The sequence below is a fragment of the Staphylococcus sp. 11007852 genome (genome assembly GCF_011394325.1).
Classification (GTDB): domain Bacteria; phylum Bacillota; class Bacilli; order Staphylococcales; family Staphylococcaceae; genus Staphylococcus; species Staphylococcus agnetis.
Window position 1 is genome coordinate 83,638 of record NZ_JAANBJ010000022.1, and the last position, 25,662, is coordinate 109,299.

Here is a 25,662-nt window from a genome sequence, read left to right on the forward strand (position 1 = left end):
TGCAATTTTAACCGTACGCGTACATCTATTAAATGTACTCTGTATAGATTCCTTTATTATTACGTTTAGGCTCTTTATCATTATCGTTTTCTAAATCAGTTAAATAAATAAATCCAATAAGACGTTCATCAGGTAAAACACCAAATACATTTCTTACTTTTGGATGGAATATATATGTCGGCGTTTTCCAACATGTACCAATACCTTTTTCATATAACAAAAGTAATAAGTTTTGTGCATATGCCCCAACCGCTAAATAGTTTTCATTTTCTTCCCGTTGACGTGCATCACATTTCATAATAATCGCAAGAAAGCCACCTAAATTCGTTACCGCATCATAATGACTTTGTTGCTTGTCTTTTTCCCGTGGAAATGCATAGCGTGAGACTTCACGACTCATCTCACCAAGTTTATGTTTTGGTACATAAACCACGCGCCACGGTTCACGCATACCATGATTAGGTGCATTTGCTGCCTCCACAACAGCCTCCCTTACTGCATCTTCATCAATATGCATGTTTCTATCGAACTTCTTTATACTTCTTCGATATTTAATAGCGTGTTGAAGTTCCATCTTCATCTTCCCCTTTTCATTGATAACCATTATCAATTATAACTAAGGAACCCTTGCTTTTCAAATTACTGATACAAAGCCATCGCACTTTTTAATGTTTTTACATTTAATTGGCCGGGTGCAACACCTTCTTGAATAGAACCATAAGTAAGGGCACCACCAAATGTTTGTTGCGCAGTTCTAGATACGACACCGAGTTTTGACATTGAAATTCCCGTCACCCATTGTTGTAGCGCATCACTCGCTTCAGAAACAACTTGTAACAATGTAATGACATCATTTTTAGTGTGAGGCATCACTGCTATTTTTAAATGGGTGCCACCCCATTGCGACATGTAGTAATATGTTTTTTTCAAGACTTCTAATTGAGGTGTTTCCTCAAAATTATGATATGAGATAACAACTTGAATTCCTTTAGATTGAAGCTCATTTACCAATTGTTTTCGATTCAATGTTCGATCCCACTCTATATCTATGTACGTAACATCTTTCATATCTGCAAGTTCACGCATGAGCGACCAATACGCTTCTTCTGTGATCCCACTTTCACCACCTTGTTGCTCCGTTCTAAATGTAATGAGTTTTTCACAATGAATCGACGCTTCCTTTAATTGACGCAATATACATTCAATATGTTGAGCCGTAACATTTTTAATAGCATCAATTCTGATTTCTAAAATATCAAAGTCATCTTCATGCGTTTTTATACGCGCAATATCATCTTTTAAACATTCTATCGTTTTAGGCATAAAACTCCCTACTATTTGGGTTATCATACAATTCCACCTCTATACGTCCTATAGTATTTCTAATAGTATCTTATCTTTTTTGTATTGAAAAGAAAGAATCTCTTTGAACACAAAAATGTTTATACTATATATGGAAAACACTAGCAAACAACCTTGCATTAAGTCTTTTAATATCATTTAAATACTTTATCATTTCAATGTTGATTTAATCATATACAATTTAACTGAATATTCTAAAATTTTATTGCATTAATGTATCTACTTTTATATGATTAATATGATAAGCATAGTTTTATTTAGGAGGTTGCGTATGATTAGAGTGCTAAATGAAACGGATACGAAAGCTTTTTATGAACTTACGTGTGAAGCATTTCATCTTCATCCATTTGCTTTCGTCCATGAAATTAATGAACGTTCAAATTATACTGAACGAGACATCGCGCAAGTATTACACCCTAAAAATCATCATCTTCAAATCTTTTTTGGCGCTTTTGACGATGATACACTCGTTGGCTTTGTTCAACTTAATTTTTTTCCATATTCTTCAAAAAGTCATAAAGCCACTGTTCAAGGCTTATATGTGAAGCCTGAGTACCGCGGTCAACAAATAGGTCGCGCATTGATGGAAACCCTTATTGCTTATGCGCACCAAAAAGGTATCGAACAACTCGTACTCGCTGTTGCATCAAACAACATCGCTGCGAAAGTGTTTTGTGATCATTTGGGATTTGAGTTTCTAGCGCTTGAAATACATGCACGAAAATTTAATAATAAATACGTTGACGAACATTGGCTCGTTTATTATTTTGACAAGGAGTATGTATGAAAGAAATAACGAAAATTCAAAAATTATGGCAGTATGAAAAATATCATGTGATGATGCACAATTATAATAACTATACAGAAATTAAAACGATGATTAAACTTGGACACTCCTATGACGCTATCAAAACTAGAATTGATGAAATTTTAAATACGCCCATTCAACGTTCTGCGTTTCTCAATACATTTCAACACTTATGGGGCTATTTTAAAAAATACGCAACTCAGAATGAAAAAGCGTTATACACTACGTTCGTTAATCAACTTCAAACAACATCTCCTTCATATGACACATGTATTCAATTCATACAACATTTAGCTATAAAATACGATGAACAATATCTTTTAAACAGTTCAATAATGACATTATCCTTCCACAAAACTATTTAATTATAATATCTCAAATGTACAATTCTCATCCAAACCATGCTATAATGTCTCGTTGTAAATTAATTATTAAGGGTGCGAATTATGAAATTATTATGGTCTAAAAGGACACGCATGATAGAAATTGCTTTGTTGTCCTTTCTTACAATAATTGGGATAGGATCTCAATTTTATTTAAATTTGGCATATAGCTTAAATCAAGGGCTCTACCATTATGCATTAGGTATACATTCTAATTTACTTATTATACCAGCAATTATGGGAAACTTTGCATTTGCTTTTGGTGTCCCTCTCGGACATTTTCTCGTTCATAAATTAGGCTTCAAGAAAAACTTTTTACTTTTCTCATTTATATTCTTACTTGGTTCAATTTTAGGCTTTTTCTCGTTAGGTATCATATCCTTATCTATATCTAAAGTGATACAAGGTTTAAGTACAGGTGTGTTATTCTTTACGATGCTACCTAAAACCTTTCATGTATTTCCAAAACGGTTTAAAAATGTCTTTTTATTTATGATTATCGTTGGGTTGTTCGGCGCAAACGCCCTTGGAGGCTTAACTGGAAGCATCACGTTATTTTATGCCCAATGGCAATGGGTTTATATCTTTAACATAATGTCAGCAATCATCAGTTTACTTGTAGGTTGGTTGTATTTCGAAAAAGATGACACGACACATCAAAGTACTACGAAAGAAGACCATACTGTCGTTTTCTTTTTAGCGCTTTCATCTCTTTCATTATTAATACCACTTTGTCTTATTACGCAATATCGTTTTGATTCTATTAAAGTCTGGCCATGGTCTATCGTGACGTTGATTTTATTTGTGATTTTCTTATATAAAAATAAGCAGAGTCATACACCTATTGTTCATTTTTCGACATTGTTGTATCCGAAACCATTACTTGGCTCAATTATGGCGATTGTCTCACATCTGACGCTACTTATTGGCATTGCAGCAATCAATTTTTACTTATTACAAGTGATTCATTTACCCCCACATCAAATCCAGCTTTTTTATATTTACTTCTTTATCGGCGTATTTATAACAGGCGTTTTAAAAATGGTGTTTTATAGTGCGTGGGGGCCGGGTGTATTAGGTACCATTGGTTCCCTCGCCCTCCTATACGTCAGCACACATTGGTATATCATGCAAAATAACCTTGATCTTCACACTCTTTACTTTCAAGGGATGATTATTGGATTTGGTGCGAGTATGGTCCTTGTAAGCGGTGCAATGTCTACACTTTTAGATGGTGATTTGACACGTGCGTCACATCGTTCACTGACAATGCATTCTATACGTAATTACTTTGCTGCGATACTCGTTCCAATCATAGCCGTGTTTATGAAGCATAGAATCCAAAAAGGCTTTAATGACGTCAAATATAATCACATAGATAATAAAGCTATCATCATGAAACATATTCATAACGTATTTATGGATGCCACACATGACCTCTTTTTTGTGATGATTCTTTTAAGTAGTATTTTACTCATATCCTCTATCGCTCAATTTTTCTTTGGTAAAAGTCGGCGCATCGTGGCCAAGCGTAAATAAAAACTAATTTTCTGACTACCTTCATGTGTTAATATACGGTTTTATTACAGCTGAAATTTTGGATACGCTTCAACTTTGAGAAAGTAATATAGCCTTCAACATTCATCTTCCATTGAATGTTGAAGGCTATTTTTAAAATCACCAAACACTTCATACGCGATAACATTTACACATGTTGTTCAATCTTAATGAGTTCATTAAGAAATTGATCAAACGTTTTTTTAGTGACATTTAATTTAATTGTGCATCCTGATTCCGACACACTATTCGAACGTCTCAATCCAGAATCAAGTGTCACAAACACAGTTAAATCATGTCTATTTCTTTTGATTATTGTAAACGTCAAATCTGGTTCTAAAAAGTAAATTTCTGATAACCGTGATTTACATTTGAATTTTTTTAAATTCTCTATATCCATATCAAAAAGTGAGAAATCTGTGTGAAAGTGTGAGTTTTCGAATGAAACAATGATTTTAAAATCATAGATTGTTAACGCATCTTCTTTATTCACTTTTAGAAATTCAAAAGTTAAAGATGTTTGGCTTTCTGTATATAAGTCATCTTGCAATGAACAATAACGTTGATTCATATAGATGCCCTTTCTCTATATTAAGTGTAAAAAACAAGCCTATAACCGCAATGGTTATAGGCTACATAGTGGAGGCGGCGGGAGTAGATTTATCCGTTTATTTAATAGTGTGTTATACGTCTTGGAAGCTGTCATATCAACGTTTTCATTGTACACTTATATCAGTGTAAAATGTTAAAATTGATAAAACAATTAAAATTTGTGCACCCGAGTTCACTTCATAATTAACGTATTCACTGCCTGCAGCGTGTGAGATTTTTGTGATAACTGGGTTACTCAAGCTTATTATATTCACTCACTTGCCTTATAATCTTTTTTGTCTCTTTATAAATTAGCCAAGATGTAATCGTTGTAATTCTCATAAATAGTATCGATCAACAGTTTTACCAAAGGTTTAAAATTATACTCATCTGCTTCTTGCAAACATTTTAGGTAACTATCTTTATCCTTTAACTTTATAACCATATAAGGATACTCTTTTAATTGTAACAACCAATTATTTAACAATCTCGATACTCTTCCGTTTCCATCGCTAAAAGGGTGTATCCAAGTTATTTTTTGATGTATCATTGCTAAACTATTTATGAATTCTAAATTCACCTCTCTAAAGCTTTCATCAAATATAAAGCGTATATCTTTAGCTAGCAAATACATTTCCTCTTGAACTTTAGTTGGTGGTGGAGTATGAAATTTTACCCCAGTTATATAGTTACTAGATTGTCTAAAGCCTTTGACATACTCTTTAGACAATTTATATAAATATGAATGATAATCTTGTAACTTATATTGGTCAGGTATATCATTTTCTTCTAAAAGTTTCTCATACATATAATATAAACCGATAATTTCAATTTCATTTTTACTTAATATTTTACCTTCGTCTAAAAAGCCTTCAATATCGAAAATTATTTCTGAAATTTCTTCAATTTCTAAATTGATTCCCTCAAACCTAGAATCATTTGAAACTATTTCCATGATATTGACTTTACGATAAGAGTCAAACAGTTTTTTAGAATTCGAAAAAACACCTTTGACATATTGAAGTTTTATCTTTAAATCTATATCGGTACTTAAATTCCTACTACCTAAATCATAGCTAATATTTAATCGGTCAAGCCTGTAGGTAATCACAGATTTACTGACTTCAAAAAAGTCTGCTAAACAAATTATATCTGCATCGCTCAATTTTTGTTTTCCCTTAAATTCATCTAATTTATATCTCAACTCAAGGTGCGGTACCAAAAGGTACGAAGCAAATGTATTGGCAAACTTTTCAACTTTACTGTACGGAATATTTAAATCTTCATTTAATGTTACTTGTTGTTGTATTTCAAAGTCTTTAATATGGTGACATAATTCATGAGCTAAAGTAAATTTCAAACATCTTAAACTCACTTTATTTATATTTAATCCTATAATCGCCCTATTATGAACCTTTTCTTCATCTCTTTTTTCAGTAATATAAATACCATCAACATCATCTAAATCACTCGGTACATAGTTTGCATCCAACATCCTGCATAAACTAAAGACATCCAGTTTACTATGGATGCCTTCATCAAAACACGTATTTAAAGTATACTCTGCAAGTTCTCTACCATCTTGCATTCTATGCGAGGATTCTCTTAACAAATTAAGAAAATCTTGTTTACTTTCACTCATCCTAATACTTCCTGTAATTTATATAATTTAGTGATTTGCATTTTATCATGTTCATTGATACTACCTTTATGTCTTGCAATAAAAGAAGATTGAGGGCTTATATTCGAATGAACATCAGTTAAAGCAAGGTCGTAAAATTCTGCTAGACAAGTAATTTCAGATGAATAATTAATATTATTAATTTTATCATTTTCTAATCTATTGATAACATTAATAGAAATTCCAGTCTTTTTACTTACATAATCTAAGCTTAAATGATATCTATCTCTACTCTTTTTAAAAATATTCATAATTCCCCCTCCTTCATTATTTAGCATACGTATATATACACGCATTACTTACTTTATTATACCCAAATTGTCTAATCTGTAAATAGTTTTAGACTAAAAGACATAATGATACTACTGAATACATAAGTAAATATTGAATTAATGCATACGATGATATAGAATTCAAAAAGATTAAGCTAAACAACTCCATGTAGTGGAGCTTACCGAACAAAATATTTTATCAGACCCTTGCTACACTTAGTGTTTATTCAAACATGAAAAACGACCTTTTTACAGGCCGCTTTTCATACATATTATTGTTACTTTATTTAATAGATTACACTATATCTATAGTTCCTCTTTTAAGTATTAGCTTCAATAAACTTGTATAAGTCTTCCCTAAATAAGTATCCATTAACACCTTGGTTAGCTTCCCATCCGCTATACACAATACCAACAACCTCGTGTTTATCATTGAATACTGGTGAACCTGAACTTCCAGGTGCCCCTGGCATACTTCCGAAGAATTTTAAAGGGTCGGTTCTACCGATGAAAAATAATAATCCACCCTCACTAGACCACATAGTGTCAATATCTCTTCCTCCAGGATATCCAGCTAAATAAAATTTTTTATCTTTGTTTTTGTCAATCCATTCTTGGTTTATGTCATCGGCACTTTTTATTTTAGCTGGATTTACTACATCGCCAATGTTTTGACCTTTTTCATTTGGACTCATTTCCAAAATAACTACGTCTATATCCCCAGGGACTTCGGTGTAATCTCTAATTTTAAAAGTTCCTAAATCTTTTTTAGATCCCTCGTTTGCATTATTTTTTGCTAATATTACATTGGTCTTTAAAGTACCCTCTTTCAAAATAGACTTTAGAACATGCTTATTAGTCATTACAGTAGTTTTACCCGAAACAAAACCAGTTGCAGAAAAATTCGGTCCCTCTATTTTAGTAACTATATTGTAAGGTGAGTGAAACGAATTTTTAACTGCTTCTATTTTCGCTTTCGCTCCAGTATTTTCTTCTGCTCTAGCTACATTAATGCTGTTATTATAAAAACTATCAATAGTTCCTACTGAAGCAATTAAAGTTAACAAAGTCATACTTTTTATTATTGTGTTTTTCACTGTTAATACCACCTTTCTATTTTTTAATTTATATCAAGCTGCAAACTTTTTATACCGATACCTTTATAAATGTAATTAACTAATTATTAAATAGTCATTAATGTGGCTATAGAATTAAATCGATTTTACACTTTTAGGCTTTCAAAATTGTTAAATATACTCATAAATATATATTTGTGAGTTTACAATATTTACATACTTTTTTAGTGTGTTTATCACTTATCATTTTCTAACCAATTATTGCTTTTATCATTAAACCAATTAGATATTTCTGATGTAATAGGTTTTATAGATGTTCTAGTACCAACTCCACCATGAATTATACCTATTAATTGATTGTTTTTCTTCAAGAATACAGCTGAACCAGACTGACCAGGATAGCTTGGTATATCACTATATAAATTAAATTGATCAGTATGAGTTATCGTTCCTTCACTTCTATATTGAACGTATCCACTTTTTTCATAAGGGTAACCAAATGAATAAACTTCTTCCCCAACTAAATCATTAATGTTTCTTATCCCCATAACTTTAACAGGAGCTATATCGAATTCTTTACCATAAAATTTATAGTCACTTGACTTATTTGATTCTTTGCCCCCAATTAAAGCAATATCATATAGTTTATTTCCATTATCATAAGGATTAAATAAGGTAATGTCCATATATCCAAAAGGAGTCTTTAAAGCAGATTCAGCAGGGTATAATCTACCATTTGCATTATCTTCAAAGTTATTATCACTACAGTGCGAAGAAGTAATACCAACTTTAGAATTTATCATAGTAGCTGTACAATGATGTCCATCTTTTTCAAATTTAGCTACCCTTTTTCCTATCGGGTCTTTTGTGGTGTCAGTTACAATTACTTGTTTTCCATGATTTTCATTTGCTTTTAAGTCTGACATTTTTTCATTGGTTATAGGAAGAAAAATAACAATGGATAATATTAAAATTTTTTTTATCATAAAACACACCCTCTTTTAGTAAAAGATAGTTTTACATTATCTTAATATAAAAAGGGGGCAAAAACCATTACCCCCTTTAGCAAATTATCAAAGTCCTTTAAATAAATTATAAAATATCAAATTACCTAATTAACTTTTTAACTTGTCTTTTAAAATTTTAACAAATTTGCTATCAAATAGTCTGCCTACTAAAATATCACCTTTACCCTCGATTTTTGACTTACCAATGTGCATACCAACTAAATTATTGTCATCATCAAAGATTGGAGACCCTGAGTTACCTTCCTCAGTATATCCAAAATATTTAAGGTTTTGATCAGTAGAATGTACTTCAATTCTTTGCTTAAACATTTGATTTTGCACAGTGTTATTTGGGTATCCAACTAAATTAAGTACTTGGTTAGAACTCAAAGACTCTCCAAAACCAAATTCAAGGGGTTTTACCACTTCTCCAACTTCTTTATTATCAGCATTAGGTTTTAATGTTATGATTGCCAAATCTACACCTTCACCAAATGGAGCTTCATCGATAGACTCTGCTTGAAACTCACCATATGGCGTATTTAAGTTTCTTTGGTCATCTGTTGTTGTACCAGGTCTAAAAATAATTTTAGATGGATCTTTTTTGGCTTCTCGAGCTACATGAAAATTAGTAATAATTTTGTTTTTACCAACAACAGATGCTGTAGCATTCATTACACCTTTAACAGTTATTAATCCAACTGATTGATAAGGTGACTCTTGAGTATTAGAAACTTTTGTAAAATATCCCTCCGGTAGATAAAGAGGGTTTTGTTTATTATATTTGTCCCATTTCTCTTGATGTTCTTCTTTACTAAGCTCATTTGCAAAAGTATATTTTGTTAATGGGGTATCATATGATTGTAGAGTTATCGGGGTCACAGCTGCTAAAGTTAAAATTATAAAACCTTTTTTTATCATGTTGATTTTCATGTTGATTTCTCCAATTCTTATATATTTTAAATACTCGCCCAAATGTAACACCTTAATCTCGGAAAATATCATAATTATGATAGAAATGTGTTTTAAAAACTCCCAATTATTAAAACACATTATTATTATAATGTTTAAATTTATATTTTTTTATTAATTTTTAATTAAATATTCCTTAAATATTAACTGATTAGTGAAATAAATATCCTTTTACTAAAAAACGCAAAAAAAGAGCAATCCATAGGATTACTCTAAAGCACTACTTACAAAGTTGCATAATATTACAAATAAAGGGTCGCTCATTTATACTATGATATTGTATAAACATTTACAATAGACTTTATTAGTAATTTTCCATCATATCATTAAAATCACTAATATAAAGTATTTTTAACTATCAACAGATGGTATATCATCAACAAATTCTGGTGTCACAAGACTCACGTCTAATTTATCTGTAAACAAGCTGTAGTACTTCCCTAACATATCTCTTGCTTTTAAACGATCACTTGGCTTGATAGGAACTTCCACAAGCTCCACATGTTCATTGTAAACGAGGTTCATACGTCCAGTGTCTGGGTTCTTCTCAAATGAACTTCGCTTTACTACAACTTCTTTTGTTTCAGTCTCATCGCCTACTGCTGCATTAGTTAACAGATGCAGTAACTCTTTAGCGGTGAGAATACTGTCGTCCATAATTTTATCCTGTTGGCTTTTGATATATTCATCGACCTTTTCATTACGTAATAATCTACTTCCCGTCACGTGTGCTGAATTTGGGGCATAACCTGCCTTGATAGCGCTTTGCGTGATGTTTAATGTCTTAATATACTCATTGACAAAACGGACTTGTCTAGGCGTTAATTCACTCATTCTATCACCTCCATCATTTTATCTAATAATTTTCCAAACCATTGTCTGACTGATTCTGTGGAACATTCTAAAACTAGACTAATATCTTTGTAACTACGCCCATGTATTAAAGCATCGAAGATATAGAATTCTTTATCCGTGGCCACTTGGTCAACTAACATCTCTAAGTGATTCTTTAGAATGTGATCATCTACATTATCAGTTTCTAACCATTCGTTTGTAACCGTATTACCAACGTTAAAGAAGTCATCAGTGTTGAAATCATCATCTTTTAGTGTGTCATCATTATCAATTTGTTTATGATAGCGAAATATGAAGTCTTTTATGTGCTGCTTATCCATAGTTACACCACTTTTAACATTGGTTTCTTATGATACTCATTCACACGTTCACGCTTACTATTTTCAATCATCATATCCCTTTGTTTTTGACGCGCTATACGTTGTTTAATGTTAAGGTGGTATAAATCAATCTGTAGTCGTTCAATCACGTTATAGGGCTTATATCGACCATTAGAACGCATGTATCTTACAACTTGTTTCTTTTCTTTTTCAGTATATTGATTAAGGACAGACTTTAATATCTCCATATTACGCATAGAACGTTTTTTATAATTTACTAAGCCAGCTTTCGCCTCAATAATTTTAATAGCCAACTTTTCAATAGGATAAGAGACGGATACAACGCCGAATATTTCATCACACGTTGTCGTAGACGTATTCATATGATACATACTCTCGATTTGATACTCACACATCTGAATTTTCTTATTGATAAACACTGGGTTAAATTGTGTTAATAGTTGATACTCGGATAGCTTGTTGCCATTATTACGATAATATAAAACGTTCTTAGATTTACTCAGTTTCATTTATCCACCCCACTACTTAATAAAGCCAAACCAATTAAGGCTTGGCTTTTGTCTATTTGTTTTTTCTAATATTTACTTCATCAGCTAAATCTGAAATAGTTGGAACATCTCTTACGTTTCTTTTTTCCTCATCGTTCACATCTTCTTTAAGTGCTTCTAAAATCGATAAGCGTTGGTTTTCATCTAATTCAGCATTGTTTATTGATTCTAATGTTTTACTAAATTGCATTATTTCTCAACCTCCAATTTTTGGTGCTCATTGAAACGAATTGATTTTGTATTAATAAGAAAGTTATTGAGGTAAAGTACAATCACTTCGCCATATCGTTGTCTAAATAAATCATCTTTTTTCATTTCATTTTGATCTATCAAGGAATCGAACTTATGCATATCTTTTCGATATTCTTCATTCACATTGTTAATTTTTTCAATAACACTATTAAACTGCTCGATTGTATCTTCTAACTCGCGTGCTAAACTTTGTGCTTCATCTTGATATAATTCAGGAATATTCTTCCTATTCAACAATAAATCTATAAGTTTTTCTCGTTTAATGCTGTTAAATAATTCCTTTTTAGTTTCGAACCTTTTAATATCTTTTGCTTTCTCATCTTCTAATTTAGAAATCTTATTGAACGTCTTATCAGCCTCATTATCATTGCCAACTTTTATGTACTCTTTATATTTGGAAGATAGATCTTCAATAGTCTTTGTAGTATCTTCAATTTTAGATTCTAAATTATTAATTTCTTCTTTGTAGCCTTTTATTTCATCGGAATATTTTTCAAATAAATGATCTGATTTCATTTATGTTAACCTCTTTCATTTCATAATTATCATGTTACACTTCAATATCTTCTAGGGCTTTTAGACGGTTCTGACTACCCTCAATTAAGCCCTTAATACTTTTGATAGCCTCTATCTTATCGGCTTGTGTTTTAATGATGTAATAACCTCTAGCATCCTTTTTATAGCTATATCCGATAGGATAATGATAATTAATGATTAAGCTTGTAATGACTTGTGTTAACCATCTATTGTTAGCCTTATTGACTTCATATCCCAATTGATTAAGCAGCTTTGTTTTAGTAATATATTTATTAGACGTATTTCTTATCACATTGAGTACTTGGCGGTGTTCATTCGGTAAGTTGTACGTCTTTTCTTTTACTTCAAATTCGCTCATTCTCTCACCACACTTTCTGTTATTTGCTTACTCTAATTATACCAATTTTACACCTTAAAATCAAACTTATGTTCGCTATAAAGCGCATTATATCAGGTGTTTAGCATTATTTCATGTTCCTCTTAAAACATTAATAAAAAAGCTTTTTGCACTTTTTTGTAGTAAAATGTAGTAATTTATACAGAACTTAAGTTCTCGTTTTTTACACAAACAAAATACGAACAACAAAACTTTTTCCCTCTTTAAAAATAACGAACATTAACATATTTTATCTCTTTTAAATTTCGCATACTTTCCGGAAGCCTTCCGATTTTTATCAAAATCAAAAAACACTTACCTTTAGTTTTCTTTATTGACGAAATTCTTCGTACCTATCTAAAACCTCACTATTTTACAATCTACGGAAAAACTTGAGGCTTTTACTTCTAATTGATTCAATTGCCCCTACCTATCCCTTTTCGCACCATTTTGTAACCTTTGTATAAACTTAGTATTTTTTCAGAAACCTTTGTATAACCTTTGTATAAAACATTGTTTTATTTCTACCTGAAACATTCTATACCTCGCCCTTTTCTCGCCCTTTTTAATCTTGTTTACCTTCCTTAAACCTTTCCTATTTCTTTGTTCTCAGAGGCTGCTCATCTTTGGGCTTTAAAAGCTAATACCTTTACATAAACTTATCATTTTCAAAACTATAAAATAGCTTAGTATCAACGTTATATAATTTTTTTAATTCCTCTCGCCTCTCAAATTTAAATTCTTCGCACCTTTGGGAAACCTTTGGGTTTTAAACTGCTATACCTTGCACAAACCTTGCCGTTGTTTTATAAGGAGCCACATAATACACGCGACTCCCTCATAACATTATTTACTCAAACTATAGTAAGACGATTTTAGATCATTTAATTTACGTTCTAACGCTTTGTAATCCTCTTTTGTAGCCTTTTCATCTTGTACAAATTCCGTTACTAATTTAAGCCCCTCAACAAGCTCATGTGCGGGTTCATTAATCCCCATAGCTAGTTGATACAACACTACAAGGTTACCTATTACATCAGCATTACTAGACTGAACCCCCTCTAATTCTTCAACATTCACTCCACCTTCCATGTACTCAAACATATCCGTGTTATTACTTTCGACAAAGGTTTCTAATCCATACATAAAATACTCATCTTCAAATAAACTTTTGGCCATCATATCGCTTATGGAAAGCGTTGTACCATCATGTAGTTCATATCCTGTATAATGACCCTCTATACTTCTTATAAGCCCCTCTGTGTGCTTAGGAGATGCTAATTCAAACGATTGTCTTACTTTACAATCTTTAATGTACACATGACCAAACAATTTACCTCTCATGACGATATAAACTACATCAAACGGATCATTGTAAATCTTAAAAGCAAAATTGTTATCCCTACTACTTTCTAACAATCCTGTATAATACCTTAATAATGTACCTGCTCTTGTTTCAAATTGATTCGCGATAGTTTCTATGTTCATATCATTTAACCTGCCTCTTAATCATTAAATTTTCTTTTGCGTCACCAATACAACCATAACTTTCAAATCCAAACTTTTTAAAATAATTGTTATTACTTCGATTTTCCGTCCACAAGCAAACTTCGCACTTTATTTCATTAGCTATCAGTAAAACTTCTTCTAACAACATCTTCCCATAGCCTTTTTTAAGAGAATTCAAATTATCTATTTCGACCATCCAATTACCGTTGAAATGTCGTTTAAATTTGATATTGGGTTTCCTGATGTTAAATTTAATCATCCCTTTAAAATCTTTAGTGAATAGTAAAAAATTTCCACTGTCGCAATATAAATAGTATTTCTTATGAAGTTGAATAACCCTTTTTACAAACGTCAATTGTGGTTCAGAAGGTGCAAGAAATACACTTAAACAAGCACCTTTTATTACTTCATCTTGATTCGATTTAACATGTTTTCTAAATGCCGAACTGTTACTTAATTCTTTAAAAAGTTGATGACCTTTTTCTGTAATTGTTGTCATTTTTGTCCTCCAAACTTGTATTCGGGTACTAGTACACAGTCAGTACCCACTCAATTTTAACTATGGGTACTCTTAAATCCTTATCATTACAGCATTAGATAAAAATAGTACCCGTTGTACCCGTATTTTTATAATAAGAAATCTGTGTTATACATACTTTCTTATATAAACACTCCATATTAATTAAACACTATTAATATAATATGGGTACTTCGGGTACTATTGGCTTCAAATCCTTGATATTACTGTGTTTATTGAGTACCCGTCTTGCACTTATAAATGGGTACTCAACGGGTACTTATGGGGACTCATCAATAATCAGAATTAGGATTATATGAATTTGAAAAATCAAAACCTAATTCTTCTAGTACCTCTCTTCTTATAGCAAGTCCCCTGTATTTCACCGTTTCATGTTTAACCTGCTTTTGTAATCTGTCTTTTTCACCTTTTATTAAGTATCCCTTTTTATCCCACTGACCTGTAATAGTCTGCATTTCATGACCTAACTTATCTTTGACTGTTTCACCTAATATGCACAAGAAGTCACGCTTATATATAGCTTTGAGGTCACCATGTTTAACTTGGCCATAACCTTCACCAGCAATGTTATTTCTATTCGCATCTAAATACTGCAATATTTCTTCCAGTAGCTGCTTGGGTTTGTCTATAGTTTTATTATTTTCAACCATACTCTTATAGGATTGGTCGATTATTTTAAAGTGATCATGTTCAAAACCGTCAATGTCATTAAGTATTTCACCAGTAATTTGTAATAAGGCAAAAGCTCGTCCTAAACGTTTCATGATTTCATTAGTACCTTTTTCATTGAAATACTGCAGTGAACTTTCAAACGCTTTTTTATAAGACTCTTTTTTGAGTTCATATTGTTTTATAAACGCCATACCTAATGTGCCATAGTTTTCTCTAAAAGCTTTATCTAGGGCTATAAAATCAAAATCGTCTGGGTAAGGCTGGTCTTGCAATGTAATGACACGAGCTGACACACCAGCTTTTTCATCTGCCATATTCGCTATAGATGCTTCACCTGTTGACAATAAGATATTTTGCCACTCTTTCTTTTCGTTTATGGTTAAGTTCTTATTGCTGCGCCCTTTGCTTTCACCACTAGAAAAATTATAAACAGTATCAGTCACCATATAAGGCGATGTGTTTCGTGTATCATCTTTAAACACTGGAAATGAATTCAGAAATGATGCCATTGCCTCAATACTATTTTTTGTAGAACCCCATGAAGTGACAAGCTCACTTGTCCCCCAAACACTTGATACTAAATTCAATGTAAATGTCTTGCCTGTTGAGGTACTCCCAGAGATTTCAACTATAAATGGAGGCAAACCGAATTCACGTAATAAGACTGATCCTAATGACGCATATAACATCACCATAACCATTGGTAAATCTTTAACTTTCTGAAACACTTTTTCAGAATAATCTTGTAGAGTCCCTTTACTTGAAAATGAATTAATCAACTTTTGAAACCCTTTATCGTTATTAAATAATTTCACATTGCTGTTTTTCATTTCCTTTTGATAAGGGTAAATAAAATATTGCTTAACATGGCCTAGTCGTGTCGCTACTTTAACATTAATTGGCGGGTTATATCGCTTAACTTTATTGATATAATCTATAAGTTTAATTGAAGTCGAAGATGTCACATCAAGCTTTCTATTGACCAACTTTAATAACTGGCGATGATCCGATATTTCTTCAGCACTAACACTTAAATTCACTGGATATTTGTTATCGTAAAATTTCATATTAAAACTAACTTCGTTACTTTCAATATCTTCAAATCGTTCAGTAATCATTGGTATTGTACTTGTAATAAAAACTTTTTTATCAGGTTCTCCCTCTTTTTTACTTGGAATAATCTGATACAATGCTACACCATATTGATGATGTTCAACTTCATATCCTTTAGGTATGATTTCTTGAGGTATTTCATCACTTTTTTCAAGTGCTTCAATATCTTTAAGGACGTCATTTTTAGTTACTTCCATATGAGACCCCTTTCTACATGTTATGGTGCTTTTTTAAAATCGATTTAAACGTTTTATTGACTTCACTTTGTTTTATAGGAGGGTTACAGGTCATCGCCCAAGCACTCACAAGGCCATACGCTAAATTTGCGTCAACATAACGCCGTAATAAATGGCCTATAATTGATGCTAGAGACTGATTACGCTGTCCTTCACCTACACCCCATGCAATATCACGCCAATGTGAAGTATCACGAGCTATAACAGGAGTTTCTGCAGTATTCTCCTCTTTAGCTGCACATTCTTTAGACCATCGTTCCAAAGTAGGACAATCCAAGATAGGTGCATCATTGTACCTATACAAAAATGTGTGGCTTTTACTCTGTACGACAGGCAACGCCATAGCTCGACTTGGTTGATAACTACCTTCATCCACTTTAAATCCAATTCGTTCAGCTAATACCCTTGTATAACTACGGTAATAGAAGGGGTTTAAACGTTCATTCACAGGTACATAGAGGCGGATTCTATGGTTATCTTTACTATGACTGAATGTAGTATGCCAAAAATAACTGATGTCGCTTAAACGCTCTTTAATAGCCTCGTAAATTTCTTTAATGTCATTAATATCATCATAATCTAAAGCAATGACATCACGATAAATCACATTGTCATCTTTACGAAGTTTCTTCACATCATCACTATCAGCAACATCGCCGTATACTGCTAAACCTCTTGCATACTTATTTGAGTTATATTGTGGTATGGATAGCCTATTCATAAGCTCACTCCACTTTGGTTGTGAAAATTGCTTAAATGATCGTGCATCTAGACTTTCATACCAAACAACGCTAACTGTTGTATCGTGTTCTAATTCAATTTTGTTCAATTTCAACACCTCTAATGAAACAACAGAGCAAAGATGTTATAATAAAAATGTGTAATTTCTAGATTACTCTGTTGCTTATTTTTATTACTATGCGTTATCTGATTTAGTCGCCAAACTATTCATATCAGATGACGCTTTCTTTAATTGTAATTTCAATTCATACTCTTGTTTTTGTGCTTCAATTAATCTTTCATACATAATTTCGATGGCTTTGTGCTTGTTGTTATCTTTTAACAATTCAATTGCTTTTCCATAAGTGTCAGCTTCAATAGCATTAGCTGTATATAGAATTGCATCCTTCACACGATTAACTTTTTTATGATCATATTTCTTTTTAAATAGTTTCATTACTCTTTCTCTCCTTCAAAATCAATATTGTTTTCAATCATTTCCATAACTACTTCACAAACAAAGTGTAAATGTTGCTCTCTGTTATACACTTCAACACGTTCTTTACCGTCTTGCGAAATCTTGTGTTTAAATTCTGAACGAGGATCATTAACAGTTGATTCTAGAATTTCATAAATCTCTTCAAATAAATTATTTTCCATACTTAAATACCTCCATATTTTTTAGTTCTTCAATCCCTAGCAACGTCAACACACAGTAAAAATATGTTGCGATTGCTAAATGGAAATCCAATGTGCTTAGTAAAAAATAGGCGAGTAACACCATCAGTAAAAATCCTTCATATTGACCTCCATATTATGCTACTGGAAATTCAGTTGAGAATAATTGCTCAATTGGAATGCCATACATTTCACTTAGTTTTTGTGCTTCTGGTAGAGTCCAATTGGCTTTTCCTAGCTCTTTTAGACTAAGTCTTTGTGGTGATAAATTTAATTTTCTAGCCACATAGTTTTGAGTGTGTCCGTGTTCCTTTCGTGTGATATAAAGAACTGGATAATGAATTTTCGTCATTTTAGTTTTCCTCCTTTGAACTTTTAGACATATATAGTTGTCTTTAAAACCTATGTATGCATTATAAACATGTCAAAACAATTTTGTCAACTATTGTTATATTATTATTTTTAAAATGACATGTTTATATGGTATATTATTTGTGAAAGGGAGGAATAGTAATGTTGCACTTTAATTTAAAGACATACCTAAAAAATAAAGGCATGACTATAAGTGAATTAAGTGAGTTAACAGGTATATCTAGAAATTCACTAGGTCTATTGGTAAATGGTAGAAGTAGAGGGATTCAATTTGATACTTTAGAAAAAATATCCCGAGTAATTGATGTTAGTATCAATGAGTTATTTACAATTTCATTTGATGAAATTCAAATACGCACTGTTCTAAAGAATGTTCGGAGTTCGGATATAGGTATAAATAGCAGAGCCACATATGATGATAAAATTTTAATTTGTTCAATTGACATAGATGGAAAAGTTTACGATTTTTATTTTCCTTATGTTATTAGTATAAAGATGAATGTCTTAAAAACTGCAGAATCTGAGTTACATATAAAATTACATATCAAAGAAGATGAATTTTATAGATTATTTTTGCCTTTAGATGAAAAATTGGATATCACTATACGCAGTTTAATAAATATTCACCTTTTGAATTCAATTTTAAAAATAAATTATAAAGAATTAGAAGAAATATTTAATAGCAAATTTCGTATTTCGAAAAAGAGGATAACTTATGATATAAAAACTGATGTATTTTCTACTTCTAACACTGGAATGTTAGATTTAAAAAACAATGATTTGAAAAAATCAAATTATTATTTATTCAACATAAGAGAAATAAATGAAAGCGGGATACTAAATTTCACAGAAGATAATGAAAAAATTATTTTTAAAACTAGGTGACACCCATGACACATAATTTAAGGCTATCCCACAACATTTATAAAGACGCGCAACGTGGAACTTACTATTTCCGTATCACATACTATGACAAGACAAATAAAAGGCAATACATCACACGTAAAGGCTTCAAACAACGTAAAGAAGCCGTGATGAAATGTAATGAGATTATGGACGAATTAGAGGGTATAGGACAACTTAACAATTTGCCTTTCGATAAGCTCGTTGCTGAGTATATAGACTGGTATTCAACGCGTAGAAAGTCCTCTAGTGTAAAAGCATTAAAGACACATACAAACAACCACTTGCTACCTTATTTTAAGTCTATGGACGTATTTAAAATGACTACACAAGATGTTATGAAGTTTCAGAATAAGAAATTAAAAGAGGGACATTCTGGGGATTACTTAAAGAAAATGCATGTGTATTTAGTATCTTTGTTGAACCATGCTATGAAGTTTTATGATCTAAAACAAAATGTTGCCTCTCTTGTAGGTAATTTTGAAATAGAATCACAGAAACGTCTTAACTATTGGACGCTAGAACAATTTAATCAGTTCTATGATGCACTTGCTACGAAACAACAAAAGTTATTCTTCAAATTATTGTTCTATTCTGGCGCAAGAAAGGGCGAAATTAGGGCTCTTACATGGCAAGACGTTAACTTTGATGATGAATTTATCCATATAAACAAAACGGACTATCACGGTGAAGTAACAGCCCCTAAAACAAAATCAGCCATACGTGATATATATTTGCCTACTCACATGATGGACGACATCAAAGATTACTTAATTTGGTATAAAGAAAATAACATATACAAGGACGATTATGTATTGTTTGGTACATTCTTCAAAGCCTATAGTGAATCTACCATTGATCGTTGGTTTGCTACTGCGTTAAAAGTATTAGATAACCAACTTCCAGACGGTCAAACATTCCCTAGAATCGTAATCCACGAACTAAGACATAGCCACGCGTCTATGTTAGTCAATCATGGTGCTAGTATTATGGTAATTGCACAACGTTTAGGCCATGCAGATAGTAATGAGGTATATAACAGATACGGTCACTTATACCCTAGCACTCAAAAAGAAATAGTTAAATATTTATGAAACACCACCTGCTTAATTTGGTGGTGTTTTTTGTGTGCTGTGCATTTTCTGTGCACTTTTTGTGAACTTTGAAATAAAAAGCCCATAACCAAAAGGGTTATAGGCTACATAGTGGAGACGGCGGGATTTGAACCCGCGTCCAAAGGTCCTGATACAAATGTTTCTACGTGTGTAGTCTATTTGAAGATTTAACATAATGATTAGAAACAGACAACTGACATTATGCGAGCTTGGTTCATCTCTTCTCGCCAGACTTCAAACGGCAGTGGCGAGCGTATCCTACTATAGTTGAATCACGTTAATCGCACATAGGCGATGCGATTAGGTGATGCAGAGCGCGATTAGGCAGCTACTGCTAAGTTATTGTTAGTTTTGCCAGTTATTATAAACTGATGTGTTTTTACGGAGACAACCCTCCGACACGCTTCATAAGCTCTGGGGACCCCTGTCGAATCCATAAACGCCCCCGTAATAAAAATGTACTTTCCTTAAAGAAAGCACATTTAATTATATCGAATCTTAACATTCTTAGCAATCATTTAATAATTTTGTTTCATTGCACGATCAATATCGCGTTTAACCGCTTTTTCTTTTAAAGCTTGTCGCTTATCATATTTCTTTTTACCTCTTGCGACACCAAGTAAGACTTTGCACATGCCATGTTTAAGATACAATTTTAAAGGTACAATCGAATAACCCACTTCACGTGTTTGGTCTCCAAGTTTACTAATCTCACGTTTATGCAGTAATAATTTACGTACACGTCTTGGATCATGGTTAAAGCGATTCCCTTCTTCATAAGGCGCGATATGCATGTTATGCAAATAAATTTCGCCACCTTTGACTTGCGCATAGCTGTCTTTTAAATTCGCACTACCACGGCGTATTGATTTAATTTCAGTCCCTTGTAAAGCAATGCCTGCTTCAATCGTATCTTCTATATTGTAGTCATGACGTGCTTTACGATTTTCCGCTAATGTTCCTTTTGATGTTTTTTTGGACATTGCGCATCACCTCAGTTTACTTTTTCTTCTTTTTACCCTTCTTTTTGACACGTTTATCTTTATAAAAAGGTTTATGCTTAGTATTGCCGGATTTTTCACGTTTTCTGGCATTTTTACCTTTACGTTGCTTTCGCTTCTTGTTAGTGTCTTTATCTTTTTTAAATGTCTGCCCTTTTGATTTCGCTTGTATAGTAGTTCCTCGAGATTTCTTCTCTCTACGTGGGTGAACATCGATTGGCATTCCTACAATTTGGAAGTCAATTTGACGCTCATCTATATCAACATGAATCACTTTCACTTTGATGACGTCACCAATACGGTAAACTGCGGCTTTACGTTCACCTATCAATGCCATTTGGCGCTCATCGAAATGGTAATAATCGTCGGACATATTTTGGATGGTTACCATACCTTCAATCGTATTAGGCAACTCTACAAACATACCAAAATTAGCCACTGAGCTAACGACACCTTCAAATTCATCACCAAGATGTTGAATCATATATTCAGCTTTTTTCAAGTCATCCGTATCACGCTCAGCATCAATTGCACGACGCTCTCGATTAGAGGTATGTTCAGCCATTTGTGGTAATTTTTCTTGCCACTCGTGTTGCGCTTTACCATCCATTGATTTTTCAATGAGATATTTACGCACCAAACGATGCACGATTAAGTCAGGATAACGACGGATAGGTGAAGTGAAATGCGTATAATAATCAGCTGCAAGTCCAAAATGTCCTAAATTATCTGCATCATAATGTGCTTGTTGCATAGAGCGAAGCATCATCGTTGAAATGACCATATCTTCTGGTCGCCCTTCTATTTCTTGGGTAATGCTTTGAAGTGTACTTGGGTGAATATCTTCTCCAGTTCCTTTAATCATAATGCCAAAGTTGGTAATGAAATCAAAAAATTGACGTAAACGTTCCGACTTCGGTTGTTCATGCACACGATAAATAAACGGCACATCCATTTTACTAAAATGCTCTGCAATGGTTTCATTAGCCGCAAGCATGAACGATTCAATTAATCGCTCACCTTCTCCACGTTCACGTGCGACAACTTCTTGTGGAATCCCTTCTTCATTCACTAGCACTTTCGCTTCTTTTATATCAAAATCGATTTCACCACGACGGCGACGCATGTCGATGAGTTGTTGTGATAAGCGCTTTGCCATTTCAAGCATCGGCGTAATGTCTTTATATTTCTCACGCGTGTGAGGGTTATGGTCGGTGATGATTTCATTCACTTCCGCATACGTCATACGTGCATCTGAATGAATCACACTATCGAAAATTTCATGTTTGACGACATGACCTTGGGCATCAATTTCCATACGGCAACTCATCGTTAATCGATCTACATTGGGATTTAATGAACATATACCATTACTTAAACGATGTGGAATCATTGGAATCACACGGTCTACTAGATACACACTTGTTGCACGATCGTATGCTTCTCGATCTAGCGCAGAGCCTTCAGTTACATAATAGCTGACATCTGCAATGCTTACTGTTAATTCCATATTGCCATTTGAAAGAGCCTTAATTGCGATAGCATCGTCTAAATCTTTCGCATCCGCGCCATCGATTGTAATTGTTAAATCCTGACGTAAATCACGACGGCCTTCTAATTCAGTAGATTCAATCGACTCAGGAATCGCTTCAGCTTCTTTTAATACGTCGACTGGAAATTCAATTTCAATACCATGTTGATAAATAATAGATAAAATATCTACTCCAGGGTCATTTTTATGACCTAAAATAGCCGAAATATGACCTTCTGGATTGTTAGAGCCATCAGAGTATTGTGTAATTTGAACAAGTACTTTATGTCCATCTACAGCCCCTAAATCTTGCCCTTTAGGTATAAAGATGTCCTGCATGATACGCTTATCATCAGGTACTACAAAGCCAAAATGACGCGCTTCTGTGTAGGTCCCTACAACTTGTTTAACGGCATGCGTTTCAATGGATTTTACTTCACCTTCAACTTTGCCTTTACGATGGTCACCACGTGATTTTTGAATTTCAACGATAACAATATCTCCATCCATAGCACGATTGATTTTTGTAGGCGGGATAAAAATATCTTCTATCCCTTCTTCATCTGGTCTTAAAAAGGCAAATCCCTTTTTATTTTGACTTAACGTCCCTCGAATAAGTCCTGGTTTAGGACCTTGCTTTTGATATCTATCTTGTTTCGTACGTTTTACTTTACCCTCTTGCTCTAACTCATTGAGTACTTTAATAAGGTCACGAAAACTTTCAGCGCTACTTAAGCCGAGCTCATCTTGAAAGTCAGAGACAGACATCGGTTCATAACTTGAACGTTCAATTATGGCTTTAATTTGCGATTTTAAATGCATAAGAGGTCCTCCTTTCTCTTTAATATGCTAAATGACTATTCCGTCCAATCTAGTGATTCTAAAAATTGATACACTTCCTCAAATACTGCTTCTTTTTCTTTATCAATCGTGATTACGTGGCCTGAATTTTTGTACCATGATAAATGTTTATCCTCTGATGCTGCTTCATTATAAATAATATTGGCTGAATCTGTATTAATCATTTCATCATGTTCAGATTGGATCACGAGGAGCGGTTCGATAACGTCTTCAACGTGATCTCTCACACCTTGAATCGTATCTTGTAATTCACGTAACGTACTCGTTGGTTGAAAGGCTTGCATTTCTCTTTCTATCGTGGCTTCATCTTTGCCTTCATATTTTTTGAATTGGCGTGCATACTCTAATACCCCTTTGTACATTGACCCTTCAGTTTTAATGTACATCGGCGAACACATCGTCACAATTCCCTTAACATCACGGTTTAAGCTTAATTTTAGTGCAAAAACGCCACCAAGGGACAAACCTGCAACCGCAATTTCATCATAACCTTGTTCCACCAAATAATCGTAACCATCCAATGCATCTTTATACCATACATGTGGACTCGACTTCAAAATTTCTTCTGGCGGTGCTGCATGCCCTTCGTAGTGAGGTGCGTAAGACGTATATCCTTTTTTTTGTAAAAAACGCCCGAGTTGTCTTACATCAGAACTATTCCCTGTAAAACCATGTAATAACAACACTGCACGTTTGCCTTCTTCAAATAAGAAAGGCTTTGGTAATTGAATTTTCATTCATCATTCCGTCCTTTCAAGTCACATCTAGTTCTATTTTATAGTTTCGACAGTGGCGCTACAAATAAAAAAGCCCGACTTATCAACTGTCGGACTTAGATTTTCTAAACGGTCGAAATTGTTAACTCTATTTTTAACGTTTACCGTCAGACTTATAAATTAAAGTAACTGATACCTAACATTAATACAAAGAAAATAATTGAAAGTACAATTGTCAATCTATGCAAAAATAAATCTACACCACGTTGTTTTTGTTTACCAAATAACTGTTCAGCTCCACCACTGATGGCACCTGATAAGCCATTACTTTTACCTTCTTGTAATAAAACAACTGTGATGAGTGCGATACAGTCAATAATTAGTAATACAACAAAAAATGTGTGCATCAGATTGTCCTCCATTCATCATATACGAAGGTATTCTACCACATTTAGGGCCTTTACACAACTTTCATTAACGATTGAACGTTGATTTACGCTTTATACTCACGATTATCATAAAAACAGCTAAAATGAGTGAGCCAATGCATACAATGATGTATGGGATTAACGCAAAGAACCCTTTCACATTAAAAATAGCTGTATATAAAATAGGTGGATTAAGTAATGCGTTAAATAGTTGTGATATAAAAACAGCAACCATAAACCACCATAAATATGGATGTTGATATTTAATTGCTACAACACCAGCAGAATAGGCCAAAATATATAAAATACCTGTATACCTTAAGCTATTATTAATCGCATTGATTGCATTTTGCGATATTTGATTACCAGAGTGTTCTAACATATAACTAATCACTTGACCGTCAACGATTACAACTTGATGAATTACAAGACACACCGCAAATAAAAATGAAATATATGCAAGCAGACGACCTGTATGGGTCGCACGTGCGTCACTTGATAAATTTTGATCCATATAAATGTGCTCCTTTTTAATATTCACTTATCATCATTATATCAGGTTAAAACGTTCAATGAAATGACGCATCATTTATATCATCAACTTCAAGCTACTACACAAACTCACTTCTTAAACACCTTAAAATGACAGTA

The 25,662-nt window shown here is 33.0% G+C and carries 31 protein-coding genes and 1 other RNA gene; 5 read left to right on the forward strand and 27 right to left on the reverse strand.

The window, feature by feature from the left end; genetic code table 11:
* Positions 1–28 precede the first annotated feature (28 nt).
* Together G8Y85_RS06290 and aroD are read right to left on the reverse strand one after the other, a co-directional pair.
* The gene (locus tag G8Y85_RS06290; RefSeq protein ID WP_107400870.1) at positions 29–574 is read right to left on the reverse strand and encodes a nitroreductase family protein; all 546 of its coding nucleotides are present in this window, start codon (positions 572–574) and stop codon (positions 29–31) included.
* A 65-nt stretch (positions 575–639) separates the two neighbouring features.
* Positions 640–1,350 (reverse strand): type I 3-dehydroquinate dehydratase, encoded by a 711-nt coding sequence (gene aroD / locus G8Y85_RS06295; protein WP_105995789.1) that lies wholly within the window; start codon positions 1,348–1,350, stop codon positions 640–642.
* 283 nt (positions 1,351–1,633) lie between these two features.
* On the opposite strand from aroD, the gene G8Y85_RS06300 reads away from it, so the two are divergent.
* The 3 genes from G8Y85_RS06300 to G8Y85_RS06310 all read left to right on the forward strand — a co-directional run bounded on the left by G8Y85_RS06300 (position 1,634) and on the right by G8Y85_RS06310 (position 4,092).
* On the forward strand, positions 1,634–2,149 hold the full coding sequence (locus G8Y85_RS06300) for a GNAT family N-acetyltransferase (RefSeq protein WP_060550632.1): 516 nt from the start codon (positions 1,634–1,636) through the stop codon (positions 2,147–2,149).
* Entirely contained in the window at positions 2,146–2,535 is a 390-nt protein-coding gene (locus G8Y85_RS06305) for a DUF1722 domain-containing protein (RefSeq protein WP_060550631.1), read from the forward strand. The genes G8Y85_RS06300 and G8Y85_RS06305 overlap by 4 nt, the downstream gene beginning before the upstream one ends.
* Before the next feature lie 81 nt (positions 2,536–2,616).
* Positions 2,617–4,092: an MFS transporter gene (locus tag G8Y85_RS06310; RefSeq protein WP_103346200.1), complete on the forward strand. Its 1,476-nt coding sequence runs from the start codon at positions 2,617–2,619 to the stop codon at positions 4,090–4,092.
* 166 nt (positions 4,093–4,258) lie between these two features.
* Here G8Y85_RS06310 and G8Y85_RS06315 read toward each other — a convergent pair whose 3' ends face one another.
* The 19 genes from G8Y85_RS06315 to G8Y85_RS06405 form a co-directional block, all read right to left on the reverse strand.
* Positions 4,259–4,681: a hypothetical protein gene (locus G8Y85_RS06315; RefSeq protein ID WP_165805575.1), complete on the reverse strand. Its 423-nt coding sequence runs from the start codon at positions 4,679–4,681 to the stop codon at positions 4,259–4,261.
* Positions 4,682–5,005: 324 nt separating this feature from the next.
* Positions 5,006–6,343, reverse strand: coding sequence for a Fic family protein (locus tag G8Y85_RS06320; protein ID WP_165805576.1), 1,338 nt, complete (start codon positions 6,341–6,343; stop codon positions 5,006–5,008).
* Positions 6,340–6,633 (reverse strand): helix-turn-helix domain-containing protein, encoded by a 294-nt coding sequence (locus tag G8Y85_RS06325; RefSeq protein WP_103346515.1) that lies wholly within the window; start codon positions 6,631–6,633, stop codon positions 6,340–6,342. Before G8Y85_RS06325 ends, G8Y85_RS06320 begins: the two co-directional genes overlap by 4 nt.
* A gap of 341 nt (positions 6,634–6,974) precedes the next feature.
* Positions 6,975–7,751 carry a trypsin-like peptidase domain-containing protein gene (locus G8Y85_RS06330; RefSeq protein WP_165805577.1) on the reverse strand — a complete coding sequence of 259 codons (777 nt, stop codon included), beginning with the start codon at positions 7,749–7,751 and terminating at the stop codon, positions 6,975–6,977.
* A gap of 215 nt (positions 7,752–7,966) precedes the next feature.
* Complete coding sequence (locus tag G8Y85_RS06335; RefSeq protein ID WP_105989303.1) at positions 7,967–8,716, reverse strand: trypsin-like serine peptidase; 750 nt, start codon at positions 8,714–8,716, stop codon at positions 7,967–7,969.
* Between the two features lie 129 nt (positions 8,717–8,845).
* A complete protein-coding gene (locus G8Y85_RS06340; RefSeq protein WP_158694783.1) occupies positions 8,846–9,670 on the reverse strand; it encodes a trypsin-like serine peptidase in 825 nt (274 codons plus the stop codon).
* 390 nt (positions 9,671–10,060) lie between these two features.
* Positions 10,061–10,543 (reverse strand): terminase small subunit, encoded by a 483-nt coding sequence (locus tag G8Y85_RS06345; protein WP_165805578.1) that lies wholly within the window; start codon positions 10,541–10,543, stop codon positions 10,061–10,063.
* Complete coding sequence (locus G8Y85_RS06350; protein ID WP_165805579.1) at positions 10,540–10,884, reverse strand: pathogenicity island protein; 345 nt, start codon at positions 10,882–10,884, stop codon at positions 10,540–10,542. The genes G8Y85_RS06345 and G8Y85_RS06350 overlap by 4 nt, the downstream gene beginning before the upstream one ends.
* 2 nt (positions 10,885–10,886) lie before the next feature.
* A complete protein-coding gene (locus G8Y85_RS06355) occupies positions 10,887–11,414 on the reverse strand; it encodes a spore coat protein (RefSeq protein ID WP_165805580.1) in 528 nt (175 codons plus the stop codon).
* Positions 11,415–11,466: 52 nt separating this feature from the next.
* Positions 11,467–11,643 (reverse strand): hypothetical protein, encoded by a 177-nt coding sequence (locus G8Y85_RS06360; protein WP_165805581.1) that lies wholly within the window; start codon positions 11,641–11,643, stop codon positions 11,467–11,469.
* Positions 11,643–12,221, reverse strand: coding sequence for a coiled-coil domain-containing protein (locus G8Y85_RS06365; RefSeq protein WP_165805582.1), 579 nt, complete (start codon positions 12,219–12,221; stop codon positions 11,643–11,645). The genes G8Y85_RS06360 and G8Y85_RS06365 overlap by 1 nt, the downstream gene beginning before the upstream one ends.
* Before the next feature lie 34 nt (positions 12,222–12,255).
* On the reverse strand, positions 12,256–12,600 hold the full coding sequence (locus G8Y85_RS06370) for a pathogenicity island protein (protein WP_105989318.1): 345 nt from the start codon (positions 12,598–12,600) through the stop codon (positions 12,256–12,258).
* 864 nt (positions 12,601–13,464) lie between these two features.
* On the reverse strand, positions 13,465–14,106 hold the full coding sequence (locus G8Y85_RS06375) for a pathogenicity island protein (RefSeq protein ID WP_165805583.1): 642 nt from the start codon (positions 14,104–14,106) through the stop codon (positions 13,465–13,467).
* A 1-nt stretch (position 14,107) separates the two neighbouring features.
* Complete coding sequence (locus tag G8Y85_RS06380) at positions 14,108–14,626, reverse strand: GNAT family N-acetyltransferase (RefSeq protein WP_107396817.1); 519 nt, start codon at positions 14,624–14,626, stop codon at positions 14,108–14,110.
* Between the two features lie 311 nt (positions 14,627–14,937).
* Positions 14,938–16,647, reverse strand: coding sequence for a DUF927 domain-containing protein (locus G8Y85_RS06385; RefSeq protein WP_165805584.1), 1,710 nt, complete (start codon positions 16,645–16,647; stop codon positions 14,938–14,940).
* Between the two features lie 13 nt (positions 16,648–16,660).
* Entirely contained in the window at positions 16,661–17,515 is an 855-nt protein-coding gene (locus G8Y85_RS06390) for a primase alpha helix C-terminal domain-containing protein (protein WP_165805585.1), read from the reverse strand.
* 87 nt (positions 17,516–17,602) lie between these two features.
* Positions 17,603–17,863 (reverse strand): hypothetical protein, encoded by a 261-nt coding sequence (locus tag G8Y85_RS06395; protein WP_165805586.1) that lies wholly within the window; start codon positions 17,861–17,863, stop codon positions 17,603–17,605.
* Positions 17,863–18,066, reverse strand: coding sequence for a TscA family type II toxin-antitoxin system antitoxin (locus G8Y85_RS06400; protein WP_165805587.1), 204 nt, complete (start codon positions 18,064–18,066; stop codon positions 17,863–17,865). The genes G8Y85_RS06395 and G8Y85_RS06400 overlap by 1 nt, the downstream gene beginning before the upstream one ends.
* Positions 18,067–18,220: 154 nt before the next feature.
* On the reverse strand, positions 18,221–18,436 hold the full coding sequence (locus G8Y85_RS06405) for a helix-turn-helix transcriptional regulator (protein ID WP_165805588.1): 216 nt from the start codon (positions 18,434–18,436) through the stop codon (positions 18,221–18,223).
* A 161-nt stretch (positions 18,437–18,597) separates the two neighbouring features.
* Between G8Y85_RS06405 and G8Y85_RS06410 the strand changes: the two genes are divergently transcribed.
* Both G8Y85_RS06410 and G8Y85_RS06415 read left to right on the forward strand, forming a co-directional pair.
* Positions 18,598–19,341 carry a helix-turn-helix domain-containing protein gene (locus G8Y85_RS06410; RefSeq protein WP_165805589.1) on the forward strand — a complete coding sequence of 248 codons (744 nt, stop codon included), beginning with the start codon at positions 18,598–18,600 and terminating at the stop codon, positions 19,339–19,341.
* Between the two features lie 5 nt (positions 19,342–19,346).
* Positions 19,347–20,453, forward strand: coding sequence for a tyrosine-type recombinase/integrase (locus G8Y85_RS06415; RefSeq protein WP_165805590.1), 1,107 nt, complete (start codon positions 19,347–19,349; stop codon positions 20,451–20,453).
* A gap of 109 nt (positions 20,454–20,562) precedes the next feature.
* On the opposite strand, the gene ssrA is transcribed toward G8Y85_RS06415, so the two are convergent.
* From ssrA to G8Y85_RS06445, 6 genes are all read right to left on the reverse strand, one after another.
* Positions 20,563–20,921, reverse strand: a transfer-messenger RNA (tmRNA) gene (gene ssrA / locus G8Y85_RS06420).
* A 71-nt stretch (positions 20,922–20,992) separates the two neighbouring features.
* Positions 20,993–21,457: an SsrA-binding protein SmpB gene (gene smpB / locus G8Y85_RS06425; protein WP_037566711.1), complete on the reverse strand. Its 465-nt coding sequence runs from the start codon at positions 21,455–21,457 to the stop codon at positions 20,993–20,995.
* Positions 21,458–21,473: 16 nt separating this feature from the next.
* Positions 21,474–23,828: a ribonuclease R gene (gene rnr, locus G8Y85_RS06430; RefSeq protein ID WP_107400871.1), complete on the reverse strand. Its 2,355-nt coding sequence runs from the start codon at positions 23,826–23,828 to the stop codon at positions 21,474–21,476.
* A gap of 35 nt (positions 23,829–23,863) precedes the next feature.
* Positions 23,864–24,604 (reverse strand): alpha/beta hydrolase, encoded by a 741-nt coding sequence (locus tag G8Y85_RS06435; RefSeq protein ID WP_165805591.1) that lies wholly within the window; start codon positions 24,602–24,604, stop codon positions 23,864–23,866.
* Between the two features lie 152 nt (positions 24,605–24,756).
* Complete coding sequence (gene secG, locus G8Y85_RS06440; RefSeq protein ID WP_037566707.1) at positions 24,757–24,990, reverse strand: preprotein translocase subunit SecG; 234 nt, start codon at positions 24,988–24,990, stop codon at positions 24,757–24,759.
* 67 nt (positions 24,991–25,057) lie between these two features.
* A complete protein-coding gene (locus G8Y85_RS06445) occupies positions 25,058–25,525 on the reverse strand; it encodes a hypothetical protein (protein ID WP_060550626.1) in 468 nt (155 codons plus the stop codon).
* Between the last annotated feature and the right edge of the window lie 137 nt (positions 25,526–25,662).

Coding starts and splice junctions, on each gene's coding strand:
- G8Y85_RS06350 (WP_165805579.1), bottom strand. CDS start 10,884: ATGGATAAGCAGCACATAAAAGACTTCATATTTCGCTATCATAAACAA.
- G8Y85_RS06410 (WP_165805589.1), top strand. CDS start 18,598: ATGTTGCACTTTAATTTAAAGACATACCTAAAAAATAAAGGCATGACT.
- G8Y85_RS06370 (WP_105989318.1), bottom strand. CDS start 12,600: ATGAGCGAATTTGAAGTAAAAGAAAAGACGTACAACTTACCGAATGAA.
- G8Y85_RS06360 (WP_165805581.1), bottom strand. CDS start 11,643: ATGCAATTTAGTAAAACATTAGAATCAATAAACAATGCTGAATTAGAT.
- G8Y85_RS06400 (WP_165805587.1), bottom strand. CDS start 18,066: ATGGAAAATAATTTATTTGAAGAGATTTATGAAATTCTAGAATCAACT.
- aroD (WP_105995789.1), bottom strand. CDS start 1,350: ATGATAACCCAAATAGTAGGGAGTTTTATGCCTAAAACGATAGAATGT.
- G8Y85_RS06310 (WP_103346200.1), top strand. CDS start 2,617: ATGAAATTATTATGGTCTAAAAGGACACGCATGATAGAAATTGCTTTG.
- G8Y85_RS06380 (WP_107396817.1), bottom strand. CDS start 14,626: ATGACAACAATTACAGAAAAAGGTCATCAACTTTTTAAAGAATTAAGT.
- G8Y85_RS06300 (WP_060550632.1), top strand. CDS start 1,634: ATGATTAGAGTGCTAAATGAAACGGATACGAAAGCTTTTTATGAACTT.
- G8Y85_RS06375 (WP_165805583.1), bottom strand. CDS start 14,106: ATGAACATAGAAACTATCGCGAATCAATTTGAAACAAGAGCAGGTACA.
- G8Y85_RS06290 (WP_107400870.1), bottom strand. CDS start 574: ATGGAACTTCAACACGCTATTAAATATCGAAGAAGTATAAAGAAGTTC.
- rnr (WP_107400871.1), bottom strand. CDS start 23,828: ATGCATTTAAAATCGCAAATTAAAGCCATAATTGAACGTTCAAGTTAT.
- G8Y85_RS06415 (WP_165805590.1), top strand. CDS start 19,347: ATGACACATAATTTAAGGCTATCCCACAACATTTATAAAGACGCGCAA.
- G8Y85_RS06345 (WP_165805578.1), bottom strand. CDS start 10,543: ATGAGTGAATTAACGCCTAGACAAGTCCGTTTTGTCAATGAGTATATT.
- smpB (WP_037566711.1), bottom strand. CDS start 21,457: ATGTCCAAAAAAACATCAAAAGGAACATTAGCGGAAAATCGTAAAGCA.
- G8Y85_RS06355 (WP_165805580.1), bottom strand. CDS start 11,414: ATGAAACTGAGTAAATCTAAGAACGTTTTATATTATCGTAATAATGGC.
- secG (WP_037566707.1), bottom strand. CDS start 24,990: ATGCACACATTTTTTGTTGTATTACTAATTATTGACTGTATCGCACTC.
- G8Y85_RS06435 (WP_165805591.1), bottom strand. CDS start 24,604: ATGAAAATTCAATTACCAAAGCCTTTCTTATTTGAAGAAGGCAAACGT.
- G8Y85_RS06320 (WP_165805576.1), bottom strand. CDS start 6,343: ATGAGTGAAAGTAAACAAGATTTTCTTAATTTGTTAAGAGAATCCTCG.
- G8Y85_RS06445 (WP_060550626.1), bottom strand. CDS start 25,525: ATGGATCAAAATTTATCAAGTGACGCACGTGCGACCCATACAGGTCGT.
- G8Y85_RS06325 (WP_103346515.1), bottom strand. CDS start 6,633: ATGAATATTTTTAAAAAGAGTAGAGATAGATATCATTTAAGCTTAGAT.
- G8Y85_RS06395 (WP_165805586.1), bottom strand. CDS start 17,863: ATGAAACTATTTAAAAAGAAATATGATCATAAAAAAGTTAATCGTGTG.
- G8Y85_RS06365 (WP_165805582.1), bottom strand. CDS start 12,221: ATGAAATCAGATCATTTATTTGAAAAATATTCCGATGAAATAAAAGGC.
- G8Y85_RS06305 (WP_060550631.1), top strand. CDS start 2,146: ATGAAAGAAATAACGAAAATTCAAAAATTATGGCAGTATGAAAAATAT.
- G8Y85_RS06405 (WP_165805588.1), bottom strand. CDS start 18,436: ATGACGAAAATTCATTATCCAGTTCTTTATATCACACGAAAGGAACAC.
- G8Y85_RS06385 (WP_165805584.1), bottom strand. CDS start 16,647: ATGGAAGTAACTAAAAATGACGTCCTTAAAGATATTGAAGCACTTGAA.
- G8Y85_RS06315 (WP_165805575.1), bottom strand. CDS start 4,681: ATGAATCAACGTTATTGTTCATTGCAAGATGACTTATATACAGAAAGC.
- G8Y85_RS06340 (WP_158694783.1), bottom strand. CDS start 9,670: ATGAAAATCAACATGATAAAAAAAGGTTTTATAATTTTAACTTTAGCA.
- G8Y85_RS06335 (WP_105989303.1), bottom strand. CDS start 8,716: ATGATAAAAAAAATTTTAATATTATCCATTGTTATTTTTCTTCCTATA.